24 protein-coding genes are annotated in these 25,444 nt (G+C 45.1%); 14 read left to right on the plus strand and 10 right to left on the minus strand.

Annotation, left to right across the window (positions count from 1 at the left end; all coding sequences use genetic code 11):
- The first annotated feature begins 51 nt into the window (after positions 1–51).
- Positions 52–678, plus strand: a complete 627-nt coding sequence (locus tag EO131_RS15020) for a DUF2306 domain-containing protein (RefSeq protein WP_127024042.1) — start codon at positions 52–54, stop codon at positions 676–678.
- On the opposite strand, the gene EO131_RS15025 is transcribed toward EO131_RS15020, so the two are convergent.
- Together EO131_RS15025 and EO131_RS15030 are read right to left on the minus strand one after the other, a co-directional pair.
- The gene (locus EO131_RS15025) at positions 679–1,101 is read right to left on the minus strand and encodes a VOC family protein (RefSeq protein WP_127024044.1); all 423 of its coding nucleotides are present in this window, start codon (positions 1,099–1,101) and stop codon (positions 679–681) included.
- Between the two features lie 33 nt (positions 1,102–1,134).
- Positions 1,135–1,974 carry an alpha/beta hydrolase gene (locus EO131_RS15030; protein ID WP_127024047.1) on the minus strand — a complete coding sequence of 280 codons (840 nt, stop codon included), beginning with the start codon at positions 1,972–1,974 and terminating at the stop codon, positions 1,135–1,137.
- 97 nt (positions 1,975–2,071) lie between these two features.
- Here EO131_RS15030 and EO131_RS15035 point away from each other — a divergent pair, with 97 nt between their 5' ends.
- Positions 2,072–2,494: a winged helix-turn-helix transcriptional regulator gene (locus tag EO131_RS15035; protein ID WP_127024050.1), complete on the plus strand. Its 423-nt coding sequence runs from the start codon at positions 2,072–2,074 to the stop codon at positions 2,492–2,494.
- 5 nt (positions 2,495–2,499) lie between these two features.
- Here the strand turns inward: EO131_RS15035 and EO131_RS15040 are convergent, their stop codons facing one another.
- Complete coding sequence (locus tag EO131_RS15040; protein ID WP_127024053.1) at positions 2,500–3,042, minus strand: hypothetical protein; 543 nt, start codon at positions 3,040–3,042, stop codon at positions 2,500–2,502.
- Positions 3,043–3,046: 4 nt separating this feature from the next.
- Positions 3,047–4,564: a helicase HerA-like domain-containing protein gene (locus EO131_RS15045; RefSeq protein WP_127024056.1), complete on the minus strand. Its 1,518-nt coding sequence runs from the start codon at positions 4,562–4,564 to the stop codon at positions 3,047–3,049.
- A gap of 56 nt (positions 4,565–4,620) precedes the next feature.
- Between EO131_RS15045 and EO131_RS15050 the strand changes: the two genes are divergently transcribed.
- The 3 genes from EO131_RS15050 to EO131_RS15060 all read left to right on the plus strand — a co-directional run bounded on the left by EO131_RS15050 (position 4,621) and on the right by EO131_RS15060 (position 8,366).
- The gene (locus EO131_RS15050; protein WP_127024059.1) at positions 4,621–5,073 is read left to right on the plus strand and encodes a RidA family protein; all 453 of its coding nucleotides are present in this window, start codon (positions 4,621–4,623) and stop codon (positions 5,071–5,073) included.
- Between the two features lie 99 nt (positions 5,074–5,172).
- Positions 5,173–7,686, plus strand: coding sequence for a T9SS type B sorting domain-containing protein (locus tag EO131_RS15055; protein ID WP_127024062.1), 2,514 nt, complete (start codon positions 5,173–5,175; stop codon positions 7,684–7,686).
- Positions 7,687–7,733: 47 nt separating this feature from the next.
- Positions 7,734–8,366 (plus strand): 7-carboxy-7-deazaguanine synthase QueE, encoded by a 633-nt coding sequence (locus tag EO131_RS15060; protein ID WP_241243871.1) that lies wholly within the window; start codon positions 7,734–7,736, stop codon positions 8,364–8,366.
- Positions 8,367–8,373: 7 nt separating this feature from the next.
- On the opposite strand, the gene EO131_RS15065 is transcribed toward EO131_RS15060, so the two are convergent.
- Together EO131_RS15065 and EO131_RS15070 are read right to left on the minus strand one after the other, a co-directional pair.
- Complete coding sequence (locus tag EO131_RS15065; protein WP_127024068.1) at positions 8,374–9,171, minus strand: hypothetical protein; 798 nt, start codon at positions 9,169–9,171, stop codon at positions 8,374–8,376.
- A 41-nt stretch (positions 9,172–9,212) separates the two neighbouring features.
- Positions 9,213–9,923, minus strand: a complete 711-nt coding sequence (locus EO131_RS15070; protein WP_127024071.1) for a class I SAM-dependent methyltransferase — start codon at positions 9,921–9,923, stop codon at positions 9,213–9,215.
- Positions 9,924–9,993: 70 nt separating this feature from the next.
- On the opposite strand from EO131_RS15070, the gene EO131_RS15075 reads away from it, so the two are divergent.
- Together EO131_RS15075 and EO131_RS15080 are read left to right on the plus strand one after the other, a co-directional pair.
- Entirely contained in the window at positions 9,994–10,488 is a 495-nt protein-coding gene (locus tag EO131_RS15075; protein WP_127024074.1) for a YkgJ family cysteine cluster protein, read from the plus strand.
- 21 nt (positions 10,489–10,509) lie between these two features.
- Positions 10,510–11,346 carry a sterol desaturase family protein gene (locus EO131_RS15080; RefSeq protein WP_127024077.1) on the plus strand — a complete coding sequence of 279 codons (837 nt, stop codon included), beginning with the start codon at positions 10,510–10,512 and terminating at the stop codon, positions 11,344–11,346.
- Here EO131_RS15080 and EO131_RS15085 read toward each other — a convergent pair.
- Complete coding sequence (locus EO131_RS15085; protein ID WP_127024080.1) at positions 11,337–12,563, minus strand: exo-beta-N-acetylmuramidase NamZ family protein; 1,227 nt, start codon at positions 12,561–12,563, stop codon at positions 11,337–11,339. The genes EO131_RS15080 and EO131_RS15085 overlap by 10 nt on opposite strands.
- A 3-nt stretch (positions 12,564–12,566) precedes the next feature.
- Between EO131_RS15085 and EO131_RS15090 the strand changes: the two genes are divergently transcribed.
- The 3 genes from EO131_RS15090 to EO131_RS15100 are packed head-to-tail and all read left to right on the plus strand — an operon-like array spanning position 12,567 to position 15,936.
- Positions 12,567–13,808 carry an ABC transporter permease gene (locus EO131_RS15090; RefSeq protein WP_127024083.1) on the plus strand — a complete coding sequence of 414 codons (1,242 nt, stop codon included), beginning with the start codon at positions 12,567–12,569 and terminating at the stop codon, positions 13,806–13,808.
- A 53-nt stretch (positions 13,809–13,861) separates the two neighbouring features.
- Positions 13,862–15,160 carry a M20/M25/M40 family metallo-hydrolase gene (locus EO131_RS15095; protein ID WP_127024086.1) on the plus strand — a complete coding sequence of 433 codons (1,299 nt, stop codon included), beginning with the start codon at positions 13,862–13,864 and terminating at the stop codon, positions 15,158–15,160.
- Complete coding sequence (locus EO131_RS15100) at positions 15,160–15,936, plus strand: aldose epimerase family protein (protein WP_127024089.1); 777 nt, start codon at positions 15,160–15,162, stop codon at positions 15,934–15,936. Before EO131_RS15095 ends, EO131_RS15100 begins: the two co-directional genes overlap by 1 nt.
- A 1-nt stretch (position 15,937) precedes the next feature.
- Here the strand turns inward: EO131_RS15100 and EO131_RS15105 are convergent, their stop codons facing one another.
- Positions 15,938–17,413 carry a helix-turn-helix domain-containing protein gene (locus EO131_RS15105; protein ID WP_127024091.1) on the minus strand — a complete coding sequence of 492 codons (1,476 nt, stop codon included), beginning with the start codon at positions 17,411–17,413 and terminating at the stop codon, positions 15,938–15,940.
- 127 nt (positions 17,414–17,540) lie between these two features.
- Between EO131_RS15105 and aceB the strand changes: the two genes are divergently transcribed.
- Positions 17,541–19,139: a malate synthase A gene (gene aceB, locus EO131_RS15110; protein ID WP_127024094.1), complete on the plus strand. Its 1,599-nt coding sequence runs from the start codon at positions 17,541–17,543 to the stop codon at positions 19,137–19,139.
- 82 nt (positions 19,140–19,221) lie between these two features.
- Positions 19,222–20,499 carry an isocitrate lyase gene (gene aceA, locus EO131_RS15115; protein ID WP_206512904.1) on the plus strand — a complete coding sequence of 426 codons (1,278 nt, stop codon included), beginning with the start codon at positions 19,222–19,224 and terminating at the stop codon, positions 20,497–20,499.
- An 80-nt stretch (positions 20,500–20,579) separates the two neighbouring features.
- Here the strand turns inward: aceA and EO131_RS15120 are convergent, their stop codons facing one another.
- Positions 20,580–21,956 carry an exonuclease domain-containing protein gene (locus EO131_RS15120; RefSeq protein WP_127024097.1) on the minus strand — a complete coding sequence of 459 codons (1,377 nt, stop codon included), beginning with the start codon at positions 21,954–21,956 and terminating at the stop codon, positions 20,580–20,582.
- Positions 21,957–22,018: 62 nt separating this feature from the next.
- Entirely contained in the window at positions 22,019–22,867 is an 849-nt protein-coding gene (locus EO131_RS15125; RefSeq protein WP_127024100.1) for an AraC family transcriptional regulator, read from the minus strand.
- Positions 22,868–22,997: 130 nt separating this feature from the next.
- Between EO131_RS15125 and EO131_RS15130 the strand changes: the two genes are divergently transcribed.
- Both EO131_RS15130 and EO131_RS15135 read left to right on the plus strand, forming a co-directional pair.
- The gene (locus EO131_RS15130) at positions 22,998–23,924 is read left to right on the plus strand and encodes a dihydrodipicolinate synthase family protein (protein ID WP_127024103.1); all 927 of its coding nucleotides are present in this window, start codon (positions 22,998–23,000) and stop codon (positions 23,922–23,924) included.
- Complete coding sequence (locus EO131_RS15135; RefSeq protein ID WP_127024106.1) at positions 23,921–25,441, plus strand: aldehyde dehydrogenase (NADP(+)); 1,521 nt, start codon at positions 23,921–23,923, stop codon at positions 25,439–25,441. Before EO131_RS15130 ends, EO131_RS15135 begins: the two co-directional genes overlap by 4 nt.
- Positions 25,442–25,444 lie beyond the last annotated feature (3 nt).

Here is a 25,444-nt window from a genome sequence, read left to right on the forward strand (position 1 = left end):
TGTTTTTCTTGGCAATTATTCGATAACTTACCTGTACCTAACCAGAACAATATGGCCAAAACCGTAAGAAACAAGGTAGCCTGGATTGTATTTGTATTGTTGGCCATTGGTATTGGCCTGTATCCACTGATTTATCTATTTGCCACTGATGATTTTGGGCTGCTTTTGAGCAAATCCAAGGAACTATTGGCATCCGATATTTGGAATCTTGCCTTTTATGGACACATTAGTTTTGGGGGATTGGCGCTCTTGTCCGGTTGGTCCCAATTCAGCAAAAAGCTGAGGGCCAAACATCTCAACCTGCACAGGACCTTGGGTAAAATTTACGTGATTTCGGTGCTAATAAGTGGACTCTGTGGTGTGTATATCGGATTCTTCGCCACCGGAGGTTTGGTTTCTTCCTTAGGCTTTATCAGTCTTGGACTGGTTTGGTTATTTACCACAGTTGTGGCCTATGTCGGCGTAAAACGAAAGGACATGTCCCTTCACCAAGGTATGATGATATACAGTTATGCCGCGTGCTTCGCTGCGGTAACCCTGCGAATTTGGTTGCCCTTGCTCACATTGGTTTTGGGAGAGTTCCTGACCGCCTATCGTATTGTGGCATGGTTATGTTGGGTGCCCAACATCCTGTTTGCCTACATTTGGGTGAGGCGCAAAGGCATAACCTTGGTATGATTATTTGGCAAACAATTGCCCCATATCCTTAAAAGCCTTGAACTCCAAAGCATTGCCAGCTGGGTCCAAAAAGAACATGGTGGCCTGTTCCCCGACTTCACCTTTAAATCGAATGTAAGGTTCAATTACAAAATCAATGCCCTTGGCTTCCAATTTTTTGGAAAAGGACTCGAAGGTTTCCCATGGCAAAACAACACCATAGTGTGGAACAGGTACATTTTTTCCATCCACAGGATTGGTGTGCAGTTCTTCTTCGGATTTTGGTTTGTAATGGATCACCAATTGATGACCAAATAGGTTGAAATCTACCCAGTGGTCTGCACTCCGGCCTTCTTCACACTCCAAAACGTCACGGTAAAAAGTACGGCATTCATCCAAATTATGAACTGGGATAGCCACATGAAAGGGGGTTATGTTTTGCATGGTTTATTTTTTGTGAAAATTAGAACAACTTTTTCAAGCTTCCAAAAAAGAGATGATCTGATCGTTCACATCATCTTGGTGCATGGAGTGGCCCAAGCCTTCGGTGCTCACCAAAGTACTGTTTTCCCAATTCTGGTTTACGGCGACCGATGCATGATAGGGGGTTATGGCATCAAATTTATCGTGGAACAACAATCCTTTTTTGCTCAAGGAACGTGCAAATTGGGAGGTGGAAAACTCATCGATGCGAAATCCGAACCGATCCAAGACATACCTGTCCAATTGCTTCATCACGCGGTTGTTGAACTTCAGGATATCTTGAAAATGTTGCATGATTTCATGAAATTCGGATGGAGAACCAATGGTCACCATTTTTTCCACATCCGGACATGGATTTTTGTACTGGTTGTAAATAATGGTCATACCACCTACCGAATGTCCGATCAAATGCTGTGGATTGTATTTTTTCACCATGTGGTTCACTGCTTTTTCATACAGCGGAACATACAGGTGTTTGCCCGTGGAATAGCCATGTGATGGGGCATCAAAGGCAATGACGTTAAAATCGGCTTCGCGTAGTTTCTTGATCAAATTGCGCCACCTAAAGGTGTTGCTTTCCCAACCATGCACCAATAATACCGTTTCCTTGTTTCCCGGCCAGTGGTAGGACTGTACTTTATGGCCTTCAACTTCCTCCACATTCAATTTGGCTTGGTCAAGGTAATCTGCCTGTTGGGGCTGAACACGGCCTTTGCGGACGGTACAGAATAGATGAAAGGCACTTTCTGCCGCTTTTTTGGGGGCGATCAGGGTGTATATATTATAATATTGGCCATAGGCCAAGGGCATTATTTGCTTGATGAGCTTTTTCATTAGGTTACTTTTTGTAACTTACTCTTAATTTGATACTAAAAGTACATATTCATTTTTAAAAATTAAAGTAGTCACTAACTGAAAACTAGGTGTTTATATGGAAACTGTTACTGAAAATCAAAAAGTTAGGACCGTAAAAAAATTGGAAAAAATGTTCGGCCACATCGATTATAAGAACCCGCCCGAACTTTGCCCGGTACGTGATGTGATGTCGGTCGCCTCCGATCAATGGAGCGTGTTGATCTTATTGTGGTTGGGGTATTTTCAGGTGCTACGGTTCAATAAATTGAAAAAATACGTGTATGGCATTTCCAATAAAGTGCTGAGTCAACGACTCAAAGTATTGGAGGCCGATGGCTATTTGAAACGCAAGGCATACCCCGAAGTGCCTATTCGGGTGGAGTATAACCTGACCGACTTCGGGCGTTCGTATGTGGAAAAGCTGTTGGATCTGGCCGAATGGATGCACGATAATAGCCCTAAAGTAATTGCCAATCGGGAACGTTACGGCTTATTTTAAAACAGTTACTCCCATCCCAACATCAAATACTTGATCTTGGCTTCATCAGGAATCTGTACCTCTTCTACCTTGGTACTGAACCTTAGATTTTCAGGTAGCTCTTCCTTGTCGATTGTAAAATAGAGATTGCTATTTTCAGGAAAAACAACCACACTGCTCAAAGTAGCCACAATCTTTTTTATAGGGTATTTCCTTTTGATTTCCCCAAACGTACTGGTCAGTCCAACGCCATTGTCCGAAACATAGCGCTTGTCCATGATGCGCACATTTTCCACGTTGGGTATGCTGTCGCTACTTGGGGTGATGATGAGGAGATGTTTGCCCCCTTTTTCGAATATGTCGATTTTTTTACCGGAAGAACTTAGGGCAACCGTGGTGTCCCGAACAATGGAATCTTGTGCAAATACGGTTTCCAGTTCTTCAATTGTTGTGTTTTGGGACAAAGGCCCCACAGTGGTTTCGGTGATTAGGAATTTGGTGTCTTTTTGACAAGACTGCACAACTGCGATACCCAGAAAAAGGGTAAATAATTGGATATTCTTTCTCATAAAATTAGCGCATCACTTTTTTTAACACACCCATTACACCCCTAATAAATGTGGCACTGGTCAATACTTTTACCACAGGATTCATTCGAGTGCTTCTTCGCGAAGTAGTGGTTCGTCGTGTTGATGTGGATTTTTCTTTTTCTCTTTCTTTTTCAGCTTCTCTTTCGGCCCGTTCCATCTTGGCGTTCAAGATTTCATAGGCACTTTCCCGATCGATTTCCTCATTGTATTTTTTGATCAATTTGGATTGGTTCAATACTTCCTTGAGTTCACTATCCGTCAAGACGTCCATACGGCTCATCGGCGCTCGCATCATGGTAGCCGCCAATGGGGTGGGCCTTCCTTTTTCGTCTAAAGCGGAAACCAAGGCTTCCCCTGTTCCCAAGGAGGTCAAAACTTCTGCTGTATCGTAAAATTCCGTAATGGGATAATTTTGTGCCGTTAGTTTGATGGCCTTTCGATCCTTGGCCGTAAAAGCCCGCAGGGCATGTTGTACCTTCAATCCCAATTGTGCCAGAACATCATCAGGTACATCGGTTGGGTTTTGGGTCACAAAATAGAGTCCGATCCCTTTGGAGCGAATTAGTTTTACAATACTTTCAATTTGGTCCAATAGGGCTTTGGAGGCGTTGTCGAAAATCAAATGGGCCTCATCAATGAACAAAACAAGTTCAGGTCTGTCACTATCCCCTTGTTCCGGAAAGGTGGAATAGATCTCTGCCAACAAGCTCAACATAAAGGTCGAGAACAACTTGGGACGGTCTTGGATATCCGTCAATCGAATAATGTTCACATAACCCCTGCCATTTTCATCGATGCGTACCAAATCTTCCACATCAAAGGATTTTTCGCCAAAAAATAAATCGGCACCTTGTTGTTCCAATTCGATGATCTTTCGGAGGATGGTACCCGTGGAACTGGTCGAGATTCGGCCATAGGATTCCTGAAATTCCTCTTTCCCATCACCGGTGGCATATTGCAATACTTTTTTGAAATCCTTCAGGTCCAAAAGCGGCAACTTGTTGTCGTCACAGTATTTGAAAACAACGGCCACAATGCCTTCTTGGGTTTCGGAAAGGTCAAGGATACGGGAGAGCAACACCGGTCCAAATTCGGACACGGTAGCCCGCAAGCGCACCCCATTTTGTTCGGAGAGGGAAAGGATTTCTACAGGAAATCCCTTGGCCTCGAAGGGCAATCCTATTTTTTCGTGCCGTTCATCAATTTTGGGATGGCCTGGGCTGGGCTGGGCAATACCGCTCAAATCACCTTTCAAATCCATCAAAAGTACCGGGATGCCCTTATCGGAAAGGTTCTCGGCCAAAACCTGAAGGGTCTTGGTCTTTCCCGTTCCCGTGGCCCCGGCAATCAGTCCGTGTCGGTTCAAGGTTTTGAGAGGTATTTTTACAAAGGCATTGGTGATGGTTTCACCTTCCAACATGGCAGCGCCCATCGTAATGTAATCGCCTTTCATGGTGTAGCCCTGTTCGATGTGTTCAAAGAATTTTTCTTTGTCGCCCATGGTGTTCAATTTCCGATAAAAATAGGGTAATTTTAAGCAAATCTAAAAACACGATCATGAAACCTTTTCACTATACACTTTTGTCTTTTTTGTTATGTGCGATCATGACAACCACCTATGCACAGGAAAGTACGGTGCTTATTTTTCATAAATCGCACGAACCCAAAAAGCAGCAGGCTCCATTCAGCGATGTGGTTCAGGCGGGCAACCTGTACTTTTTGGCAGGACAGATCGGTATGGACCATTCCACACGGACCCTGGTGGAAGGAGGTATTCAAGCGGAAACAGAGCAGGCCATTAAAAATATTGAGGCCGTTTTGGCCCAGCACAATCTTACCTTGGAGAATGTGGTCAAGTGTACCGTGATCTTGAGCACCATGGATGATTTTTCATCCTTTAACGAGATTTATACCCAATATTTCACCAAAAAACCGGCCCGAACCACCTTTGCGGCTTCAGGAATAGCGGCCAAAGGTAAAATAGAAATTGATGTGATCGCAGTAAAATGATGAAGGGCCATCGGGAAATTTAAAGCTTTGGGCGGTAAAAATTTGAACTCTTGAATTACTTCGTATCTTTCAAACTTGCGAGAACACAAGTGATATAGGTTGAAATTAAATAAAAAATTAAAGTATTCACTCTTCATTGGGCTTTTTGGCCTGTTTTCCAATTTGCTGTGTGCCCAAGGAAATGTGGCCCCCCAAATAATTGCCACGGGTGATCAGTTCTATTGCCCGCAATCGATGCTGCCCATCACCACGGATTTTAATATCGTAGATCCGGATGATACAGAAATCGATGCCTTTTATATCCAGATTTCCACCGGTTACGAGCGCGGTTTTGATGTACTGAGCCTACAAAACAGTCACCCTACCGTTACCACCAATTGGAATGCCCAAGAAGGGAAATTAACGCTTACTGGAGTAGGTGGTGTCCCCATGTTGTATACGGATCTTATCGCTGCGGTCAGGGATGTGGTGTTTGAAAGTGCTTCTGCTTCGCCTGAGGAAGAAAAGTTTTTTTCATTGACCATCGGAAATGCAAATTATTTGCCTGAAACCGGGCATTACTACGAATATGTATCCGATGTGGGCATTCGCTGGGACGATGCCAGAACTGCGGCGGAGAATAGGACCTATTTTGGGCTGCAAGGCTATTTGGCTACCATAACTTCTGCTGCCGAGGCCCAAATTACTGGGGAACAAACTACTGGAACAGGTTGGATCGGTGGTTCGGACGAACAAACCGAGGGTGTATGGCGATGGATGACTGGGCCAGAGCAAGGGCAGGTTTTTTGGAATGGAGACAATACAGGCAGTAGTCCAAACTTTGCGTTTTGGAACACCAATGAGCCCAACAACTTGGGTGACGAGGATTACGCCCATATTACCGCCCCAGGTGTCGGAATAACAGGTTCGTGGAACGATCTTCGCATTACTGGAGATCCCACAGGGGATTATCAACCCAAAGGATATATAGTGGAATATGGGGGTATGCCTGGTGATCCGATACTGAATTTATCTGCCAGCACAAAAATCACAACACCTAAAATTACTTCAGTTACGCCTGGTACCATTTGTGGTTCTGGTACTGTGAGTCTGCAGGCCACATCTTCTTTTGGTGATGTGGTTTGGTTTGAAACAGAGACCGGTGGAACCGCTTTGGCCACTGGGAATAATTTTGACACCCCTGTTTTGGATAGTTCCAAAACCTATTACGTTATGGCTTCGTATAATGGTTGCATGGTAAGTGAGCGACTTCCGATCCGGGCAACGGTTTTAATTCCACCCAATATCAATGATGGAATCACGTTGACGAATTGTGATGAGGATGGGGTTGCGGATGGTTTTACCCAATTTGACCTTACCCAATATTTGGATTTGCTCAGTACTGAAGATGGCAATTTTGCGTTCACTTTTTACCTCTCCGAAGCGGATGCGGAAAATCGTGCAAATGAAATCGACGCTCAAAATTTCAATAATGCGGTGGCCGACCAATTGTTTTTTCGAGTAGAAGGCACTGGCGATTATTGCTATGCTATCGGCTCGGTATTTTTGGACGTTTCCACAACATCATTTCCAAATGGGTATGTGTATGCCCTTGAAACGTGTGATGATCGTAATGCGGATGGTATTGCCATCTTCAATCTCTTGGAGGCCGAACAGGATTTGCTAGACCAGTTTCCTACATCTCAAGGGTTGACCGTTTCTTTTTATCAAAACGAAGACGATGCCCTTTTAAAGCGAAACCCGATCGGAAATACCCAGGCCTATACCAATACAATGGCCTATTCCGAAATCTTGTTTGTACGAGTGGATGATGAATTCTCAGGTACATGCTTTGGAGTGGGACAACATCTTTCACTTACCGTGCTGCCTACCCCTTCTTATGAATTGGAAGAAAACTATTTTTTCTGTAGTGGATCGTCGGTGGAAGTGGTCCCGTTGCGACCTTTGGGGGCTTACCAGTATCGGTGGTACAATGCCAGTAACACGCTGATCGGTGAAAGTGAATCCATGGTTCTTTCGGAAGCCGGCCAATACAGTGTGGTGGCCCTCTCCGAAGCTGGTTGTACATCGCCAGCCCTTTCTTTTGGGGTGGAGGAATCGAGCCCTCCGGTGCTGCAGCCCCAATTTGTACAGGTTGAAGATGATGGTGAGACAGGTACCATCACCGTACTGTATGAAAATGGGGAACTGGGTCTTGGGGATTATGCCTTTTATTTGGACAATCTTTACGGTGAAGGAGGTGATTCCTCCGTTTTTACCAATGTGGAACCCGGCTTGCATACACTATACGCCATTGATAAAAATGGGTGTGGTGTGGATGCCATTCAGGTCGGGGTAGTGGGGGTGGCCAAATTCTTCACTCCCAACAACGACAATATTAATGATGTGTTGGCGATTAAGGGGGTGACAAGCGAGTTTTATGCCAGCGGCAATTTTCTCGTTTTTGATCGGTATGGAAAATTGATGGGGCAAATCGATCCTTTCCAAAAGGGTTGGAGTGGCCTCTACAAAGGAAAACCATTGCCTCCATCGGATTATTGGTATACGTTGGAGCTTACCGATCATGAGGGGATGATCCACCGACGTAATGGCCATTTTACCCTCAAGCAATAATCAAAAAGATAGCTGGTATTCCACGGGCATAAATGTATCTTTGCACCATGGTTGAAGCTAATACAATGGATTTGGTGGAGAAGGGCCTGATGTTGCCTTTGATGGAAGAATTTTATACCATTCAGGGAGAAGGCTACCACAAGGGAACCGCTGCTTACTTTATTCGGGTAGGGGGGTGCGATGTGGGTTGCCATTGGTGCGATGTCAAGGAAAGCTGGAATGCCGAGACGCATCCGCCAACGGCCATTGAAAGTATTATTGCCAATGCCAAAAAATATTCCGATACCATTGTGATCACCGGTGGGGAACCGTTGACGTGGGATATGGGGCCATTGACCGAAGGATTGAAGGCAGAAGGGATGAAAACCCACATTGAGACCTCAGGGGCCTATCCTTTGACGGGCAACTGGGATTGGATCTGCCTTTCTCCTAAAAAGAACAAATTGCCCGTAGGTGATATCTATAAAAAAGCGGATGAGCTGAAAGTGATCGTGTACAACAAACACGACTTTGTTTTTGCCGAGGAGCAGGCAGCCCAAGTAGGAGACAATTGCATCTTGTACCTACAACCGGAATGGAGCGTTCGCGATAAAATGGTTCCCTTGATCGTGGACTACGTGATGCAGCACCCCAAATGGAAGGTATCGCTACAAACCCATAAGTATTTGAATATTCCCTAAGCGTAAATTAACGCCCCCCATACTTTTGAAGGTCCAACAAACATTCCGCATCAAAATCGGGCACGGCAGCCGTTCCTTTGGAAACATTGCTTTGCATCATTTTCAATAGGGACGTCCCAAACTGGAGTTCGGCACGCATTAAGCAGCCTGCAACATTGCAATGGTTTTCTGCATCGGGATCTTCGTGGTCGTTTACAGGGGTGGTGCTCAGCGCCACCAGACCGAACAAATGGCCGGTTTCGTGCAGAAGAGTCGCCGTTTCCACATCTTCAACCTGTACCGCACTGCTGCTATTGGCCAAATCGCGTATGGTTTGCTCATATACCACCATTGAGGTATTGCGGTATACTGCACCCAGGGTCACCGTACCTTCTGTTTCGTTATCGGTATCGGCAGGGGCATCCGCAAAGTAAATATACAAGGCCAAAGTGGAGCCATCGTTGTAGACATTTCGGTTTTCGCTTTCCAATTGCACCACCTCATCCAAGGTCAAAGTTGCTTCTTGGGGTGAAGGTAGGGTGGTGTACCTGATTTCGATGTCTTGCTTAAAAGTCCGTTCCCGCAAGAAATTTTCATAATTGGTAATGGCTTCTGCCGTGGGTCGAAAACCCGAAACAAAGGCAATCTCGATCAATAATTTATCGAATTCGGCATTGCTCAAAAAATCACTGGCCGATAGTCCTGTGGTCAGCAAGTTTGCTGTTTTGTTGACCGTTGGGTTTTCGGAGGTAATATCGGAGTCCTTGGAACATGCCGCAAAGAGGAGTAGGCCCGTTAAAACGTAAAGTGCAATTTTCTTTTTCATCTATAGCAAATATAAAATAGAACGTTCCATATTGGAATCTATTACGTTTGGCTCGTCAATCGGGCCAAATAGTCGAAATGTTCCCCTTCCATGATCAGTTCACAGTTCAGGCCATTGTCCCAACATGCATTCTGCAAGGTATTGAAATCCAAATAAATCCAATCAAAAGCATCACTTTTTTGCCCTTTGTATTGCATGGTGAAAGTCACTTCGCCATAGTATTTTCCATCGTTGGGAATCCAATAACCACCATCCTCATCTTCCTCGAACATATAAATAATGTCACTCGAATCCAACAAGATTTGACCATCCGGTGCCAACAGCGTGCCTAAATGCTTTAAAAATGGGGCAACATTTTTCAACGTGCCTGCAAGTCCGATGCCATTCATCAGCAATAAAATTGTATCAAATGTTTGGTCGGAATAGGCCAAAATGTTTTGTTGCACCACGTTTTTTACACCACGCTCTTTACAGACAGAAATACAGCCTGAGGAGCTGTCCAATGCGGTTACCTCCAAACCCTTTTCCTGCAGGTATAGGGCATGGCTTCCTGCACCACAGCCCACGTCCAACACTTTGCCTTTGGCCAATCGCAGGGCCTTTTGTTCAATTTTGGGCATTTCTTTGTACGAACGGAATAGGTAGGGCACTGGAATCACGTCTTCTTCGTCCAAGGATGAAAAGGTCTTAATGTCTTCCGTATAATTGCCCTGTTGGTAGTCCCTAAAGGCCATGCCCAAAACATCTGCCATGGTGCTGCTTTTTTGCAAAGGTGGGACTTTAATCGCAGAGAACGATTTAAATTGGATAAGTTTGTGTTGTATGGAAGAATTTCTGGAGGAATTGCCCCAAAGGGCGAGGGAAAAGCAGGCGGAGAATAAAAAATTCTTCACCAAGTTGAAGAAGAAACCGCCAAAGGATTTGGACTATGTGATGCTGGAGTTGCACGAGGCCGAGTTTGAACGGATCGACTGCCTTACCTGTGCCAATTGCTGCAAGACCACTGGGCCATTGTTCACCAATACCGATATTGAGCGCATTGCAAAATACTTCCGGATGAAGCCTTCCCAATTTATCGATCAGTTCCTACGTATCGATGAAGAAAACGATTATGTGCTACAATCCGTACCCTGTACCTTTTTGGGAGCCGACAATTATTGCTCAATTTATGAGGTGAGGCCCAAGGCATGCCGTGAGTTTCCGCACACCGATCGCAAAAAGTTCCAACAGATCGGCAATCTCACCCTAAAAAATGTGGCTATTTGTCCCGCAGCCTTCAACATAGTTGAAGAAATGAAAAAGCGCATAAAAATTTGACGATTTCCTATATTTGGGAATATGGAGCAGATCATTTCTTACTTTGAGACCATTCCCTCAGCACACCGAAGTTTGATTTTGGTGGGAGGAATTACCTTTTTCTGGATTTTGGAGGGCATTGTGCCCTTATTCAACGTGCCCTATAAAAAATGGCGACACTCCGTTCCCAATTTCTTTTTTACCCTTACAACGATCATTGTGAATTTTCCCTTGGCGTTTTTATTGCTCAAGACTTCCGATTGGGCCGTGGAAAACCAGTTTGGTATCATTAATTGGTTGCCCGAAATGCCCTTGTGGCTGTATGTGTTGCTTGGGGTAATGTTATTAGATCTTATTGGGGCGTATGCCGCCCATTGGGTGGAGCACAAGGTGAAACCGCTTTGGATGGTGCATTTGGTGCACCATTCCGATCATAATGTGGATACAACGACTGCCAACCGACACCATCCACTTGAAAGTGTGATACGCTACGTTTTTACGTTGACGGGCGTTTTGTTGGTAGGCGCTCCAATCGGCATTATTATGTTGTATCAGAGCTTGTCCGTGGTGTTTTCCCAGTTCAACCATGCCAACATCCGATTGCCGAAAAAAGTGGACAATGCCATTAGTTGGTTCATTGTAAGCCCCGATATGCATAAAGTGCACCATCACTACCAATTGCCCTATACCGATTCCAACTATGGCAATATCTTTTCCATTTGGGACCGATTGTTCGGTACCTACATGACCATGGATGTAAAGGATATTGTTTATGGGGTGGATACCTTTCCGGATGAAAAGGAAAACAGCAGCATCACTGGTTTGCTAAAGCAACCTTTTCACAAATACCGTAGGCCGACTACCGAAACTCAATCGTAGAGCAAATAGTTCTTTCGGATTTGCTTGAAGGCCTCCAATTCGTTTTGCCAGGTGGCCTTTATTTCGGCTTCGGTCAATCCTTCCTCAATTTGTTGCTGCAGCAAGGGCGTCCCCGCATGTTTGGTAAAACCGCTAGTGAGGAAGAATTTGGATTTGTCCAAACAGTTGGCGTAGGCTTCCATCACCCATCGTAGGGTCATTTCATTCATTCTAGGAGTGTTGGACAAATCTTTTCCATAACAAGTTTTGCCTTCTTCCTTGGGATATTTGGACCCAAAATTGGGTTCGGGCACATAACGGAAATCATTCTTGGTGCTGTCCAAGAAAGAAGCACCATACCGTTGAAATTGGAATTCCGTACCCCGACCGGCATTTACGTTGGTGCCTTCAAAAAGTCCCAAACTAGGATACAGGTTGATCGACACATCATTGGGCAGGTTGGGCGAGGGCCGAATGGGCAAATGGTATTCCGATTGATGGGTGTAGTTTTCCAGTTGGATTACTGTCAAATAAGCTTTGCCGCCATTTTCAAGCCATCCTTCGCCATTGAGCATTTTGGCATATTCCCCCATGGTCATCCCATACACCAAAGGAATGGTGTTCATGCCCAAATAACTGGTGTGTTCAGGAAGCATGGTGGGGCCGTCGATATAATGGCCATTGGGATTGGGTCTGTCCAAGACAATGATGGGTGTGTGGTGTTCGGCGCAGGCTTCCATTACCAATTGCAAAGTGGCGATGTAGGTATAAAAGCGCACGCCTACATCCTGGATGTCAAAAACGATTACATCCAAGTTTTCCAATTGGTCTTGGGACGGTTTTCGGTTATCACCATATAAAGAAATGATGGGTACCCCAGTCTTGGCATCCATACCATCCTTCACATGTTCCCCTGCATCGGCGGTACCGCGAAAGCCATGTTCCGGCGCAAAAACTTTTTGAACGGCAATACCACGGGAAATCAAGGAATCCACCAAATGGGTATGACCCTTTTCATGAAACACTACACTGGTGGCATTGGCCACGACCCCCACTTTTTTACCTTCGAGCAAAGGCAAGTAGGCTTCCGTACGATTGGCGGCCACAACAATAGCAGGTTGGGCGAGTGCCATGGCCTCGTCATTGGTCATTTCCTGTTGCTTGTGCTGCCCTTTACAAGAGGAAAACACCAAAAACAAGAAGAAAACTGTACTTTTGAATCTAGAAAAAATGGCCATTCGTTGAATTTAGAATTGTTTATTGCCAAACGCCTGATCACAGGGAAGGAACATAAAATTAGTATTTCCGCCCCTATAATAAAAATTGCCATTGCGGCAATCGCCATTGGTGTGATCATGATGCTCATTGCGATTGCAACGGGTGTAGGTCTCAAGCAAAAGATTCGGGAGAAGATTGCTGCGTTCAACGGGCATATCCAAATTTCCAACTACGACAACAATACTTCTGAGGTTTCCCTTTTTCCCATTTCCATTCACCAAGATTTTTATCCGGAGTTCAAAAACGTGGAAGGGGTTAGGCATGTTCAGGCTGTGGCCACCAAAGGTGGAATCATTCGCACCGAGGATACCTTTGAGGGCATGTTGGCCAAGGGCGTGGGAACCGATTACGATTGGAACGTTTTCCAGGAGTATATTGTGGATGGACGTTTACCGGATTATTCAGGCAAACTCAACGATGAGGTGTTGATATCGAGAATGATGGCAAATCGATTGCAATTGGGTGTAGGGGATACCTTTTTTTCCTTTTTTCTGAAAGATGGGGATGCCTCCAAAGTGCCCAACAATCGTAGGTTCAACATTGTGGGCATATACGATAGTGGATTTGAGGAGTTTGATGCCACTTACGTCTTTGTCGATATTCGTCACATTCAACGTATGAACAAATGGGAGGATGATGAAATCGGCAATTTTGAGGTGTTTTTGGACGATTTTGACCAGCTCGAAGCCAAAAGCAACGAAATTTATGGCAAAACGGTGTCCAGTTTGGATACCCAAAACATTAAGACCAAGTATTATCGCATTTTTGAATGGCTCGGACTTTTTGATTTTAATATTGCATTGATCATTGGTATCATGATCATAGTGGGCGGTATCAACATGATCACGGCCCTGTTGGTTTTGATCTTGGAACGAACCCAAATGATCGGAATTTTAAAGGCATTGGGCTCGGCCAATTGGAGTATCCGCAAGGTGTTTTTGTACAATGCCGCTTATCTGATCGCCATTGGACTATTCTGGGGTAACCTGATTGGGTTGGGGGTCATTTTTCTTCAGGATAAATACCGCATGTTCAAGTTCCCGAACCCAGAGGAATACTACATCGAATACATCCCGGTACACATCGATATACCTACGGTTGTTTTGCTCAATTTAGGGGTCATGTTCCTGTGTTTGCTCATGTTGCTGGTACCTTCCTACATCATTACCAAAATCACCCCGGTCAAGGCCATTCAGTTTGAGTAACGACTCGGAATTATCCGCATAAATTGATACCTTGTGTGGTAAAATCAACCAACATGACTTCAAAATACATATTCGCTGCCGTAGCAGTATTTCTATCTCTTTCGTTATCAGCCCAAAAACTTTCCAGAACTGAAAAAAAGATTGTTGCTTCCGTGGAAAAGAACAATTCTGATGCCATCGGGTTTTTGGAAAAAGTGGTGAATATCAACAGCGGAACCCTCAATGCAAAAGGCGTACAGGAAGTGGGTATGGTATTCAAGGATGCTTTTGACGACATCGGATTCGATACCCGTTGGGTGGATATGCCCGCCGAAATGGGCCGTGCTGGACATTTGTTAGCCGAAACTTCGGGAAACAAGGGCAAAAAGTTGTTGTTGATCGGTCATTTGGACACCGTTTTCGAAAAGGACAGTCCGTTTCAGACTTTTGAAATGGTAAATGACAGTATCGCCCATGCGCCAGGGGGCAATGATATGAAAGGGGGCGATGTTATCGTCCTCTATGCCTTGAAAGCTTTACATGACAATGGACTCTTAAACAATGCGCAGATTATTGTGGCATTTACCGGGGATGAGGAAAGTACTGGAAAACCTTTGGATATTAGTAGAAAGGACTTGGTGGAAGCGGCCAAGCGAAGCGATATAGCCCTTGGGTTTGAAACCTCCACGGGATTCAATTATGCCACGGTAGCCCGAAGGGGTGCATCGGGTTGGGAAGTGGAAGTGGAAGGAAAACGAGCCCACTCCTCAGGCATTTTTAGCGAGAATACCGGTGCCGGTGCCATTTTTGAGATGTCAAGAATACTGCATGGGTTTTACACGGATGTAAAAGGGGAGGATTTGTTGACTTTCAACCCGGGTGTTTTACTGGGTGGTACCTTTGTCAACTTTGATGAGGCCACCAGTAAGGGCGATGCCTTTGGAAAGTCGAATGTGGTAGCGCAAAAAGCCATTGTAAAAGGTGGACTGCGTTTTATTTCCGAAGAACAAAAGGAAAGGGCCAGGGCCAAAATGCGTGAGATTGCTGCCAATAATTTACCCCAAACATCAGCCACTGTGAGTTTTACCGACAGTTATCCAGCCATGAAACCCACGGAGGGCAACATGCAATTATTGGGAATTTTGAACGATGTAAGCCTAGATCTTGGCCAAGGGGAAGTTTTGGCCTATGATCCGGGTCGAAGGGGTGCCGCCGATGTTTCGTTTGTCGCGGAATATGTGGATTGTTTAGATGGTTTGGGCACCATGGGTTCAGGGGCGCATACGCCACAAGAGACGGTAAATTTGAATACAATCCAGGCATTGACCAAACGTACTGCATTGTTGATCTACCGATTGATAAACACCAACTAATGGTACAACTCCAAAAAAATAATACTGTCGTCAGCATCGATAAAGGCGAACTTGTGGGTTACGAAGTGGATGGCCATGAGTTTATGCACCAAAAAGGAAGTCCAGGTTGGGGAAATGCCGATACGGAAATGTTCCCAATAATCGGACCGGTGGATGAGGCCGATTTTCGGGTGGCTACACCGAGGGGAAAGGCTGTACAGGACCAACATGGACTGTTACGCCAAATGTCGTATGTTCTGGTTTCAAAATCAGAATATTTTGCAGTTTTTACCAAGGAATATAAAGCAGGTACGCCAATTCCAAATTCAAAATATCCAGCAAAATCAACCGAGGAAACGCTTTCATGGCCCTACGATTTTAGATTTGAAAAATCCTTTGATCTGAACGGAGATGCGTTGGAAATTACCTTCAAAATATCAGGTGAAAAAGATATGCCGTTTATGTTGGGTTACCATCCGGCCTTTAAGTTGACCACTCCGTTGCCAACCATCATCACTAAAAAGGGGGAAATTACCTTGGACCAGGTATTGGCAGTTGGGAGTAGGGCGTTACATGTGCCTGAATGTACCGAAATTACCCTTAGGGATGAAAAGGAATTTACGATTGCCACCGAAGGTTTTGGTGATTTCATGTGCTGGACGGAAGTTCGGAACATGGTCTGCATCGAACCCATTTCTTTTTATCCGTATGCCGTGGAACAACACAATTTGCACCATGGATTTCAAATGCTGGAAGGGGAGGCCATTTTTAAAGTTTTCTTGCGCCCCGGTACATGATCTAGCCAAATTTTTGTTGCAGGGTTTCGACCACAGCTTCGGTTTTGCGGTTACGTTCCTGACGGGTTAAAATGGTTGGGGGGGATTGCCGTACATCGCAATCGGCGATGGAACAACGTTCGCAGGTAACACCCACATTATAGGTCTTGATGGAGGAATCGTTCAAAAATGCCACTTTCTTCCGTAATTCGGAATTGATCTGCAGGCCAAGGCTCACACTGCGGTATAGGTTTTTTTTGAACGGGTCTACCGTGGCACTGGAAAAAATTAAATAGGATAATCCATCGTTCGGATAATGGGAAATCTGGGCATCCATATGATGCTCTTCCTCGGTTTTGGCAATATCCTGCAAAACCCGAATGGAGACCCATCGTCTGCAATATTTTTCGTTGGTCTCGTTCCCATGCGGTGAATGGTGGTGCGTTAGGTGCAGTTCCTTGGTGATGTCAAATCGGTTGGTGTCCTTTTTATGGGCCAACCGCAGGAAAAACAGATTTTCGAGCTGGTAATCGTTGGGCAAAATGTTGGTCAAACGTTGATAAAGGGATTCCGGTGACGCATTGTAATAGTTTTTCAATCCCGTTAAAAAGGTCTTGTCAAATTTGGGTTTGGCCAAAAAAGCATCAACGTGTTTTTTGATCACTTGTCTTGGGATGACCAAGGCTCCCGCAAAATAGGAAGCATAAAAATTGTTCAGTACTTGGTCAAAATTATTGAACTTGATCCAAGTGAATGTGTAGAGTCGTTCCTGAATGTCCAAATAATTGTAACCGATTTCTTTGGCATAGATAAAAGTGCGCTGCGCCTCATCAATATGATCGGCCACCAACAAAGTCTTGGTCTTGGGGATAAAAATAGATCGGAGATTATCCAGTTCCCGGTATTTGGTCAGTTCATCGGTATTGATGGTATAGCCATACTCCTCGACCAATATTTCTTCCAACTCTTTTGAAGTTGGCGATTGGGCCAAATCTATCTGGTAAGCTTTGGCAAATTGAAGTACGGCATCTTCCAATTCCGGAAAAAAATTATTGCTCGCTTCTTGAAAGGATCGAAGGGCGGCCAAGTAAAAATTCTCCTTGCCAAAATTATAGTGTTTGGCAATTTCGATGATGGTACTGATAAATGCGTTGACCTTGGTGGGCGCATTGGCTACGATATCAATAAGATCACTTTCCTTAATGCCGAACAGTTCCAATGGCAGTTCCTTAAGCACCTTGGATTGCAACAGTTCACCCACTGGTGCCAGGTTCTTGTCCAATTTCAAGGAAACCAAATTGTCGTAGGGTACTTCCAGTTTTTCGGCAAGCAGCGCAATTTTGTCCGTTTTTGGATATTTTTTTCCCTTCTCGATCTCGTTCAAGTATGATTTTGAAAGGCCGGTAAGCTTCGCTAGGCCGAATAAAGAAAGGTTTCGCTTGGTGCGAACCTGCTTCAGCTTAAGCCCAAATATCAATTTTATGTATTCTTCTTCCATTTTTCTTGATCAAAGATAGCCTTTTTTGCGAATCTTTTAAAAATAGCGGATAAATATAAAAAAGCGAACGTTCGCTTGTTTTTCTCAAACGTTTGCGTTAATCTTGTTGAAGTAAATATGAAATGTTATGGATGAAGCATTAATCACAAGTACCAAGTTGCAGTTTGCAAAAGAAGTGGAGAACTACTATCCGGAATTGTTGACGGATGGCGCATTGGAATTTTTGATCGCACTACATCAAAAGTTCAATAGGTCAAGATTACAATTGTTGGACGAACGGGCCAGAAGACAGGTACGTTTTGATCTCGGGGAGTTTCCTGATTTTCCGGCAGAGACGGAACAGACTCGTACAGCCAATTGGCGCATTAAAAACATTCCTGAGAACCTGCAGGACAGAAGGGTGGAAATAACTGGACCAGTTGAACGTAAAATGGTCATCAATGCACTCAACTCAGGGGCCAAGACCTTTATGGCCGATTTTGAGGACAGCAATGCACCCACATGGTACAATTGCATGCAGGGTCAACAGAACCTTATCGATGCGAACAATCGAACTATTACCTATTATGATTCGAAAAAAGGAAAACAATATGCATTGAACGATGAAGTTGCCGTTTTGTTGGTACGTCCACGAGGATTGCATTTGAACGAACGTCATATTTTGATCAATGGAGAGGAAACCTCCGGTAGTTTGGTCGATTTTGGCCTGTACGTCTACCATAATTCCGGCACGTTGCGAAGAAGAGGGTCAGCCCCTTATTTCTATCTGCCCAAATTGGAGCATTATTTGGAAGCAAGATGGTGGAACGATGTGTTCACCTTTGCCGAGGAATATATTGGCATACCGGTGGGTACCTACAAGGCTACCGTATTGATCGAAACCATTACGGCCAGTTTTCAGTTGGATGAAATCATCTATGAGTTGAAGAACCATATCGTTGGTTTGAACTGTGGGCGATGGGACTACATTTTTTCCTATATCAAAAAATTCAGGAACCATCCAGACTATCTGATGCCCGATCGCGATCAAGTGACCATGACGGTGCCGTTTATGGATGCCTACTCCCGATTGGTGATCCAACGTTGCCACAAAAGAGGCATCCATGCCATGGGGGGCATGGCAGCACAGATTCCCATCAACAATGACCCTGTGGCCAACGAAAAGGCATTGGAAAAGGTTCGGGCAGACAAAGAACGCGAAGTTAAAAATGGCCACGATGGTACGTGGGTGGCCCATCCAGGATTGGTGAGCATAGCCATGGAAGTATTTAATGCCCATATGCCAGATGCCAATCAGTTGGGCAAATTAAGGAAAGAAGATCATATTTCGGCTACCGATTTGCTGGCCATTCCCAAAGGGACCATTACCGAAAAGGGTATACGGAAAAATATTTCCGTGGGTATTTTTTATCTCGAATCATGGCTACGAGGCAATGGTTGTGTCGCCATCAATAACCTTATGGAGGATGCGGCAACCGCTGAGATATCCAGAACACAGGTATGGCAATGGCTAAAGTTCAATGCCCGATTGGATGATGGCCGAAAACTCACTCAAGAACTATATAAATCCATCTTGGCGGAGGAGGTCATCAAGATCAGACATGTGGTCGGTGAGGGCAACATGCACAATACCAAATTTGAAGAAGCCATAGCGCTCTTCGATAAACTTGTGCAGGCCAATGAGTTTGAGGAGTTCCTTACCCTCAAGGCCTATAAAGAAATCTAAACAAGTCAATCAATACATAAAAAAATCCCAAGAATGCGCGAACATTACATGGGATTCAAGTCAAATTTCGAATTCTAAAATTATGGAAAAAAAAGAGAAAATTCAAGCATTGGTAACCGATTGGACCATAAATCCGAGATGGAAGGGGGTAGAACGTCCCTATACGGCCGAGGAAGTGATCAAACTTCGTGGTTCCTATGAAATTGACCACTCCATTGCCCGTTTGGGGGCAGAAAAGCTATGGAAAAAACTGAACAACCAGGATTTTGTAGCGGGGTTGGGCGCCTTGACCGGTAACCAGGCCATTCAGGAAGTGGAGGCCGGACTGGATGCGATATACTTGAGTGGCTGGCAGGTAGCCGCCGATGCCAATTTGGCGGGCGAAATGTATCCCGATCAATCGTTGTATCCAGCCAATAGTGTGCCCATTGTGGTGAAACGCATCAACAATGCCCTGCTTCGCGCCGATCAGATTCAGTCCGTTAACGGGGTTCGGGACAAAAAGGATTATCTAGTGCCCATTGTGGCCGATGCAGAAGCCGGTTTTGGCGGAAACCTCAATGCCTATGAACTCATGAAATCCATGATTGAAAATGGCGCATCCGGTGTCCATTTTGAAGACCAGTTAAGCTCCGCTAAAAAATGCGGACATTTGGGCGGTAAGGTTTTGGTGCCTACGCAAGAGGCCATCAATAAATTGATAGCTGCCCGATTGGCTGCAGATGTTATGGGCGTGCCCACCGTGATCATTGCCAGAACCGATGCCGACGCTGCCAATCTGCTGACCAGTGACATCGACCCAAGAGATCATCAGTTTTTGACCGGAGAACGTTCATCGGAAGGGTTCTTTTATGTGAAAAATGGTTTGGAACAGGGCATAGATCGCGGTTTGAGCTATGCGCCTTTTGCCGATCTGATTTGGTTGGAAACCTCTACCCCAGATCTGGAGCAAGCCAGAAAATTCGCTGAGGGAATCCACAGTAAATACCCCGGAAAACTTTTGGCCTACAACTGCTCGCCATCGTTCAATTGGGCCGCCAAATTGAGTGTGAAGGAAATGGAAACCTTCAGGGAAGAATTGGCTGCCTTGGGCTATAAATTCCAGTTCATCACCTTGGCCGGGTTCCATGCCTTGAACACCAGTATGTTCGAGCTTTCCAAATCGTACAAGGAAAGGGGAATGGCAGGGTATTCCGAATTGCAGGAGCGCGAGTTTGCCTTGCAAAATGATGGTTTCAAAGCCGTAAAACACCAAGGCTTTGTGGGTACTTCCTATTTTGATATGGTCCAGAATATCGTGACCGCTGGAAAGGCAAGTACCATGGCCATGAAGGGTAGTACGGAGACTGCCCAATTTTAATACTGGAAAATTTTAATTCTGTAGTTAGTTGCTCATAATTCCAGGCCCCCTTTTAAAGGGGGCTTATTTGTTGGAAGCTGTTAGGTGACAGGCGAAGTGTAAATCTTCTCCGAATTCTTGAGCAGGTAAGCAGTGAGTATGCTTTCCGTTTCCACGGTGTTTTTTTGGGGCGTTATGAAGGCTTCTATATCATCCAAGGTTCCAATACTGGTGTCCTTGTCGATAAAACCATAGCCCCTGTACATCCCTTCGGCAATTAGTACGACCGCATTTTCATCTGCTGTCCTTCCTTTTTCCTTAATGATTTTTATTTCTGAAGCACCTTCTTTCAAATGGGCTATGGCTTCTTCCACTTTTTTGTTGTAAGCGGCAACAGGTTCATCGCCCCTGCAAATGCCCTCGCAAGTAGTAATTTCATGATGGGAGCATGCCGCATTGGTTTGTTGCAAATGGCAAAAACGCGGACATAGGGAAAATTCTTTGCACAACGTTTCCAAGTAAGATCGGCAATCGGTTTGGTTATAAAAAACCTTTAATGGATTCGGCACACCTTTTATGGTGTTGTAGGCCAAATGTTGAATGCCGTTCCGATCCTCGTAATTAAAAATGGCATATTGCCGTACAGTTCGCTTTTGGGCCCGGTTGTAGGGTGGGAACAATCTTTTGATTTCCGCGGATTCCATCAATAGGGCCACAAGTTCACTGCCAGAGAGTTTAAAGTCGATATCGGCGGTTTCACTACAGAGCTGTATTTCCTTGGCGCTTTTGTCGTAAAAATGCCCCAGCACCCTTTTTTTAAGATTGATGGCCTTGCCCACGTAAATAATCTCCCCTTTCTGGTTCTTGAAATAGTAGATGCCCGGTTTAGGTGGAATCTTATCAAAAACAGATTTGGGCAAGTGTGGGGGCAGAGTGGCCTCTTGGCTTCGAGCATTCAGGAATTTTTTAAATACTGCCTCCGCTTCTGGTTCGCCCAACAATTTTTCGAACAATAAGGCTGTGGCATGTGCATCGCCACGGGCTCGGTGCCTGTCAGTGAGCGGAATACGAACTGCCGTGCACAATTTTCCCAAACTGTAGGAGGCCAGTCCCGGAATCAGTTTTCTGGAAAGTCGCACCGTACACAGCTTTTTCCGGGTAAAATCGATACCGATTTGCCGAAACTCCTCCTTGATCACCCCATAATCAAAGTTGACGGAATGGGCCACGAAAACGCAACCTTCGGTAATGTTTAAAATGTCTTGGGCGATTTCAGAAAATGTGGGGGCATGTTGTACCATCTGGTCATCGATACCTGTGAGCCCGGTAATGAAATAGGGAATGGGGCATTCGGGATTGACCAAGGTGGTGTATTCGTCCACGATTTGGGAACCGTCGTACTTGAAAATCGCAATTTCCGTAATCCGGTTGCCTTTAATGCCGTTGCCCGTGGTCTCTATGTCGATGATGGTGTACAAAAGAAGCTATTGGAATTTAAGTTTGAAATTAGGCATAAACCATGCAGTCTCCAAATACGAGATCAAGTCCTGAATTGGGAGCGGTATTGGGAAGGGGTGAAACCTTTCAAGGATTTGAACTTCCGGTTAAAATGGGCAATATTGCTGAACCCACAATGTTCCGAAATGGTGTTTATGGGATACTCTGGTTGTGCCGCCAACATTTTACAGGCACTTTCAATTCGGATCTCGATCAAAAATTGAAAGAAGGTTTTGTTCGTTCTTTTCTTGAAATAGCGACAAAAAGCATTTTTGCTCATGTTCGCCTTGGCAGCAATTTCATGTAAAGTGATGGGTTCATTAAAACGTTCCATGGCATATTCAAAAACATGGCTCATGCGCTTCCCTTCATCATCACTCAGCGATTTTCGGTACACGAAGGAGGATAACGGCACCGTTTTGGATTTTGCGATTTGATTGATAATGAGCAATAAGGTGGCTATCTGTTCCACTTTGTTCTGATGGGCCAACAGATGGAACCAAGAGGTGATTTTCCTCTTGTTGGATTGCACTTTCATCCCAAATTCCGATTTCTTGAAAAAGGAGGCTGTACCGGACATATCCGACAGTTCGAAGAAATCTTTGCCAAACGAATCGTGGTTGAAGAATAGGGTATGCATCAACGATTCCTCCTGGATTCGGGTATCGCTTCGAAACACATGGGGAATATAACTTCCGATGACCAAGATGTCCCCTTCGCGGTAGGCATTGATGCTATCGCCCACGATCAAAGTGCCCTTTCCTTTTTCCACAAAACTGATTTGGATTTCTCCATGTTGGTGCAATTGATCATAAAAAACCTGTTCCCGATCCACTTGATAGACCAAGGCTTCATTTTTTGGTTTTGGAATTTTAAAGGGCAGTACTTTCATCAATTAGCGAAAAATCATCAGTTAAATTAAAAAAAGACAGATTACTGGTTAATATAGTATCAAAAATAGCTAATAATCGGATAGTTGATGCGATGTTGTCTTTGTAATTTTAGCTTCAAACAATTAGATCATGAAAGTACTATGGGAAGGCGTGATGCCAGCGGTTACCACTAAATTTACCAGTGACGACCAGTTGGACCTCGCCATGTTCGAAAAGAACATCAAGGCACAGATAGCGGCCGGTGTACACGGCATCATTTTAGGGGGAACCTTGGGGGAAGCCAGTACCTTGGAACAAGAGGAGAAAGTGACACTGATTAAAAAATCGGTGGAATTAGCCGATGGAAAGATCCCAGTGATCATGAATGTGGCCGAACAGAGTACCAAGGGTGCCATTGCGGCTGCCCAATTGGCCGAAAAGGTGGGTGCAAACGGTCTCATGCTGTTACCGCCGATGCGCTATAAGGCAACGGATTATGAAACGGTAGCTTATTTTAAGGCCGTGGCAAGCAGTACTTCATTGCCGATCATGCTGTATAACAATCCGGTCGATTATAAAATTGAGGTTACCCTTGATATGCTTGAAGAATTGATCCAGTGTGAGAATATTCAGGCCATCAAGGAATCAACTAGGGACATCACAAATGTTATTCGGATACAAAATCGATTTGGTGATAGAGTGAAAGTATTTACTGGAGTGGATACGTTGGGCTTGGAGAGTTTGGTGATCGGTGCCGTGGGATGGGTAGCCGGTTTGGTTTGTGCCTATCCTGCCGAAACTGTAGCCATTTATGAACTGGTAAAGGCCGGAAGAATTGAGGAAGCACTAAAAATTTATAGATGGTTCATGCCCCTATTGGAGTTGGACATAAGCCCACAATTGGTTCAGAACATTAAATTGGCCGAAGTGGCCACAGGCATTGGCACCGAATATGTACGTGCGCCAAGACTGCCCTTACAAGGGGCAGAAAGGGAGCGGGTGCTTGCCGTTATCGATACGGCAATGAAGCACAGACCAGTGCTTCCAGCATATAGGAATCTAAAAAGTATGGCATGATCACCGGTAAAAATTGTATAGCAGGAAAATTTAAAGCGGAAGGCAAAACCGAATTCAGGACGATAGATCCAAAAAATAATGTGCATAATCCCACCGTGTTTTTGGAGGCAACCCAAAATGAGGTGATCGAAGCGGCCGATAAAGCCTGGGATGCCTTTAAAGTGTTCCGAAAACAATCTGGGGAAAATCGCGCCGATTTTTTGAATGCCATTGCCGATGAAATATTGGCGTTGGACAAGGAGTTGGTGGATATGTACATGCTCGAATCGGGACTGCCTGAAGGCAGGGCCGTTGGGGAACGTGGCAGAACGGTTTTCCAATTGCGCTCGTTTGCCAAACTGGTGGAGAACGAGGATTGGCGCGAAAATACATTTGATGCTGCCGAACCGGATAGAAAACCCTTGCCCAAAGCGGATTTGAGAAAGACCATGATTCCATTGGGTCCCGTTGCTGTTTTCGGGGCGAGTAATTTTCCTTTGGCGTATTCCACTGCAGGAGGTGATACCGCAAGTGCGCTGGCAGCAGGTTGTCCGGTAATTGTTAAATCGCACCCTATGCATGCGGGCACTTCGGAGTTGGTGGCATCAGCTATTGTAAAAGCCGCGGAAAAAACAGGAATGCCGCCCGGGGTTTTCTCCAGTATTAACGGCGGTATCCAAGCAGGAGTGGACTTGGTGAGCCATCCGAAGGTGAAGGCGGTGGGCTTTACAGGAAGTATTTCCGGTGGTAGGGCCTTGTACGACCTTGCAGCAAAAAGGGACGAACCCATTCCGGTTTTTGCGGAAATGGGGAGCATCAACCCAGTAATCATAACTCCCAAAGCCATTGCAAAGCGCTCTTCCGAATTGGCCAAGACCTATGCGGGATCCATCACTTTGGGAACAGGACAATTTTGTACCAATCCAGGACTGCTGCTCACCGTGGTAAGTACGGATACCGAAGATTTTATTACCGAATTGGCCAAGAAAACCATTGCCATTGAACCTCAGTGCATGCTGCATCCCAACATTAAAAAAGGGTATGAAAGCAAGGGGGAACAGGTAACCTCCCAACCGGGTATTTCAGTGGTGGGCAAGTATGAGGGGAATCTGGACCCCAATTTTGCGGCTTCCATCATTGCCAGTGTGTCGGGTGCGGAGTTTTTGAAAAACCCCAAGATGCACCAAGAAGTGTTTGGGCCTTTTTCCTTGGTGGTGAAGTGTAAAAATGAGAACGAATTGATTGAAATCATCGATGGGTTGGAAGGCCAATTGACAGGGACCTTGATTGCGGAGAAAGATGATGACCTGGATTTGGTAGCATTGGTCGATGCCCTTCAAAATAGGGTTGGTAGAATAATTTATAATGGTGTTCCCACCGGAGTGGAGGTTTGCCCGGCCATGCAGCATGGAGGGCCGTACCCGGCTTCAACAGATTCCAGGTTTACGGCTGTTGGTACCCATGCCATTAAAAGGTGGGTTCGACCTATCAGCTATCAATCCTTTCCAAAGGAACTGTTGCCGGAACATCTTAAATAGTAG

Source organism: Flagellimonas beolgyonensis, from assembly GCF_003992615.1.
GTDB classification, from domain to species: domain Bacteria; phylum Bacteroidota; class Bacteroidia; order Flavobacteriales; family Flavobacteriaceae; genus Flagellimonas; species Flagellimonas beolgyonensis.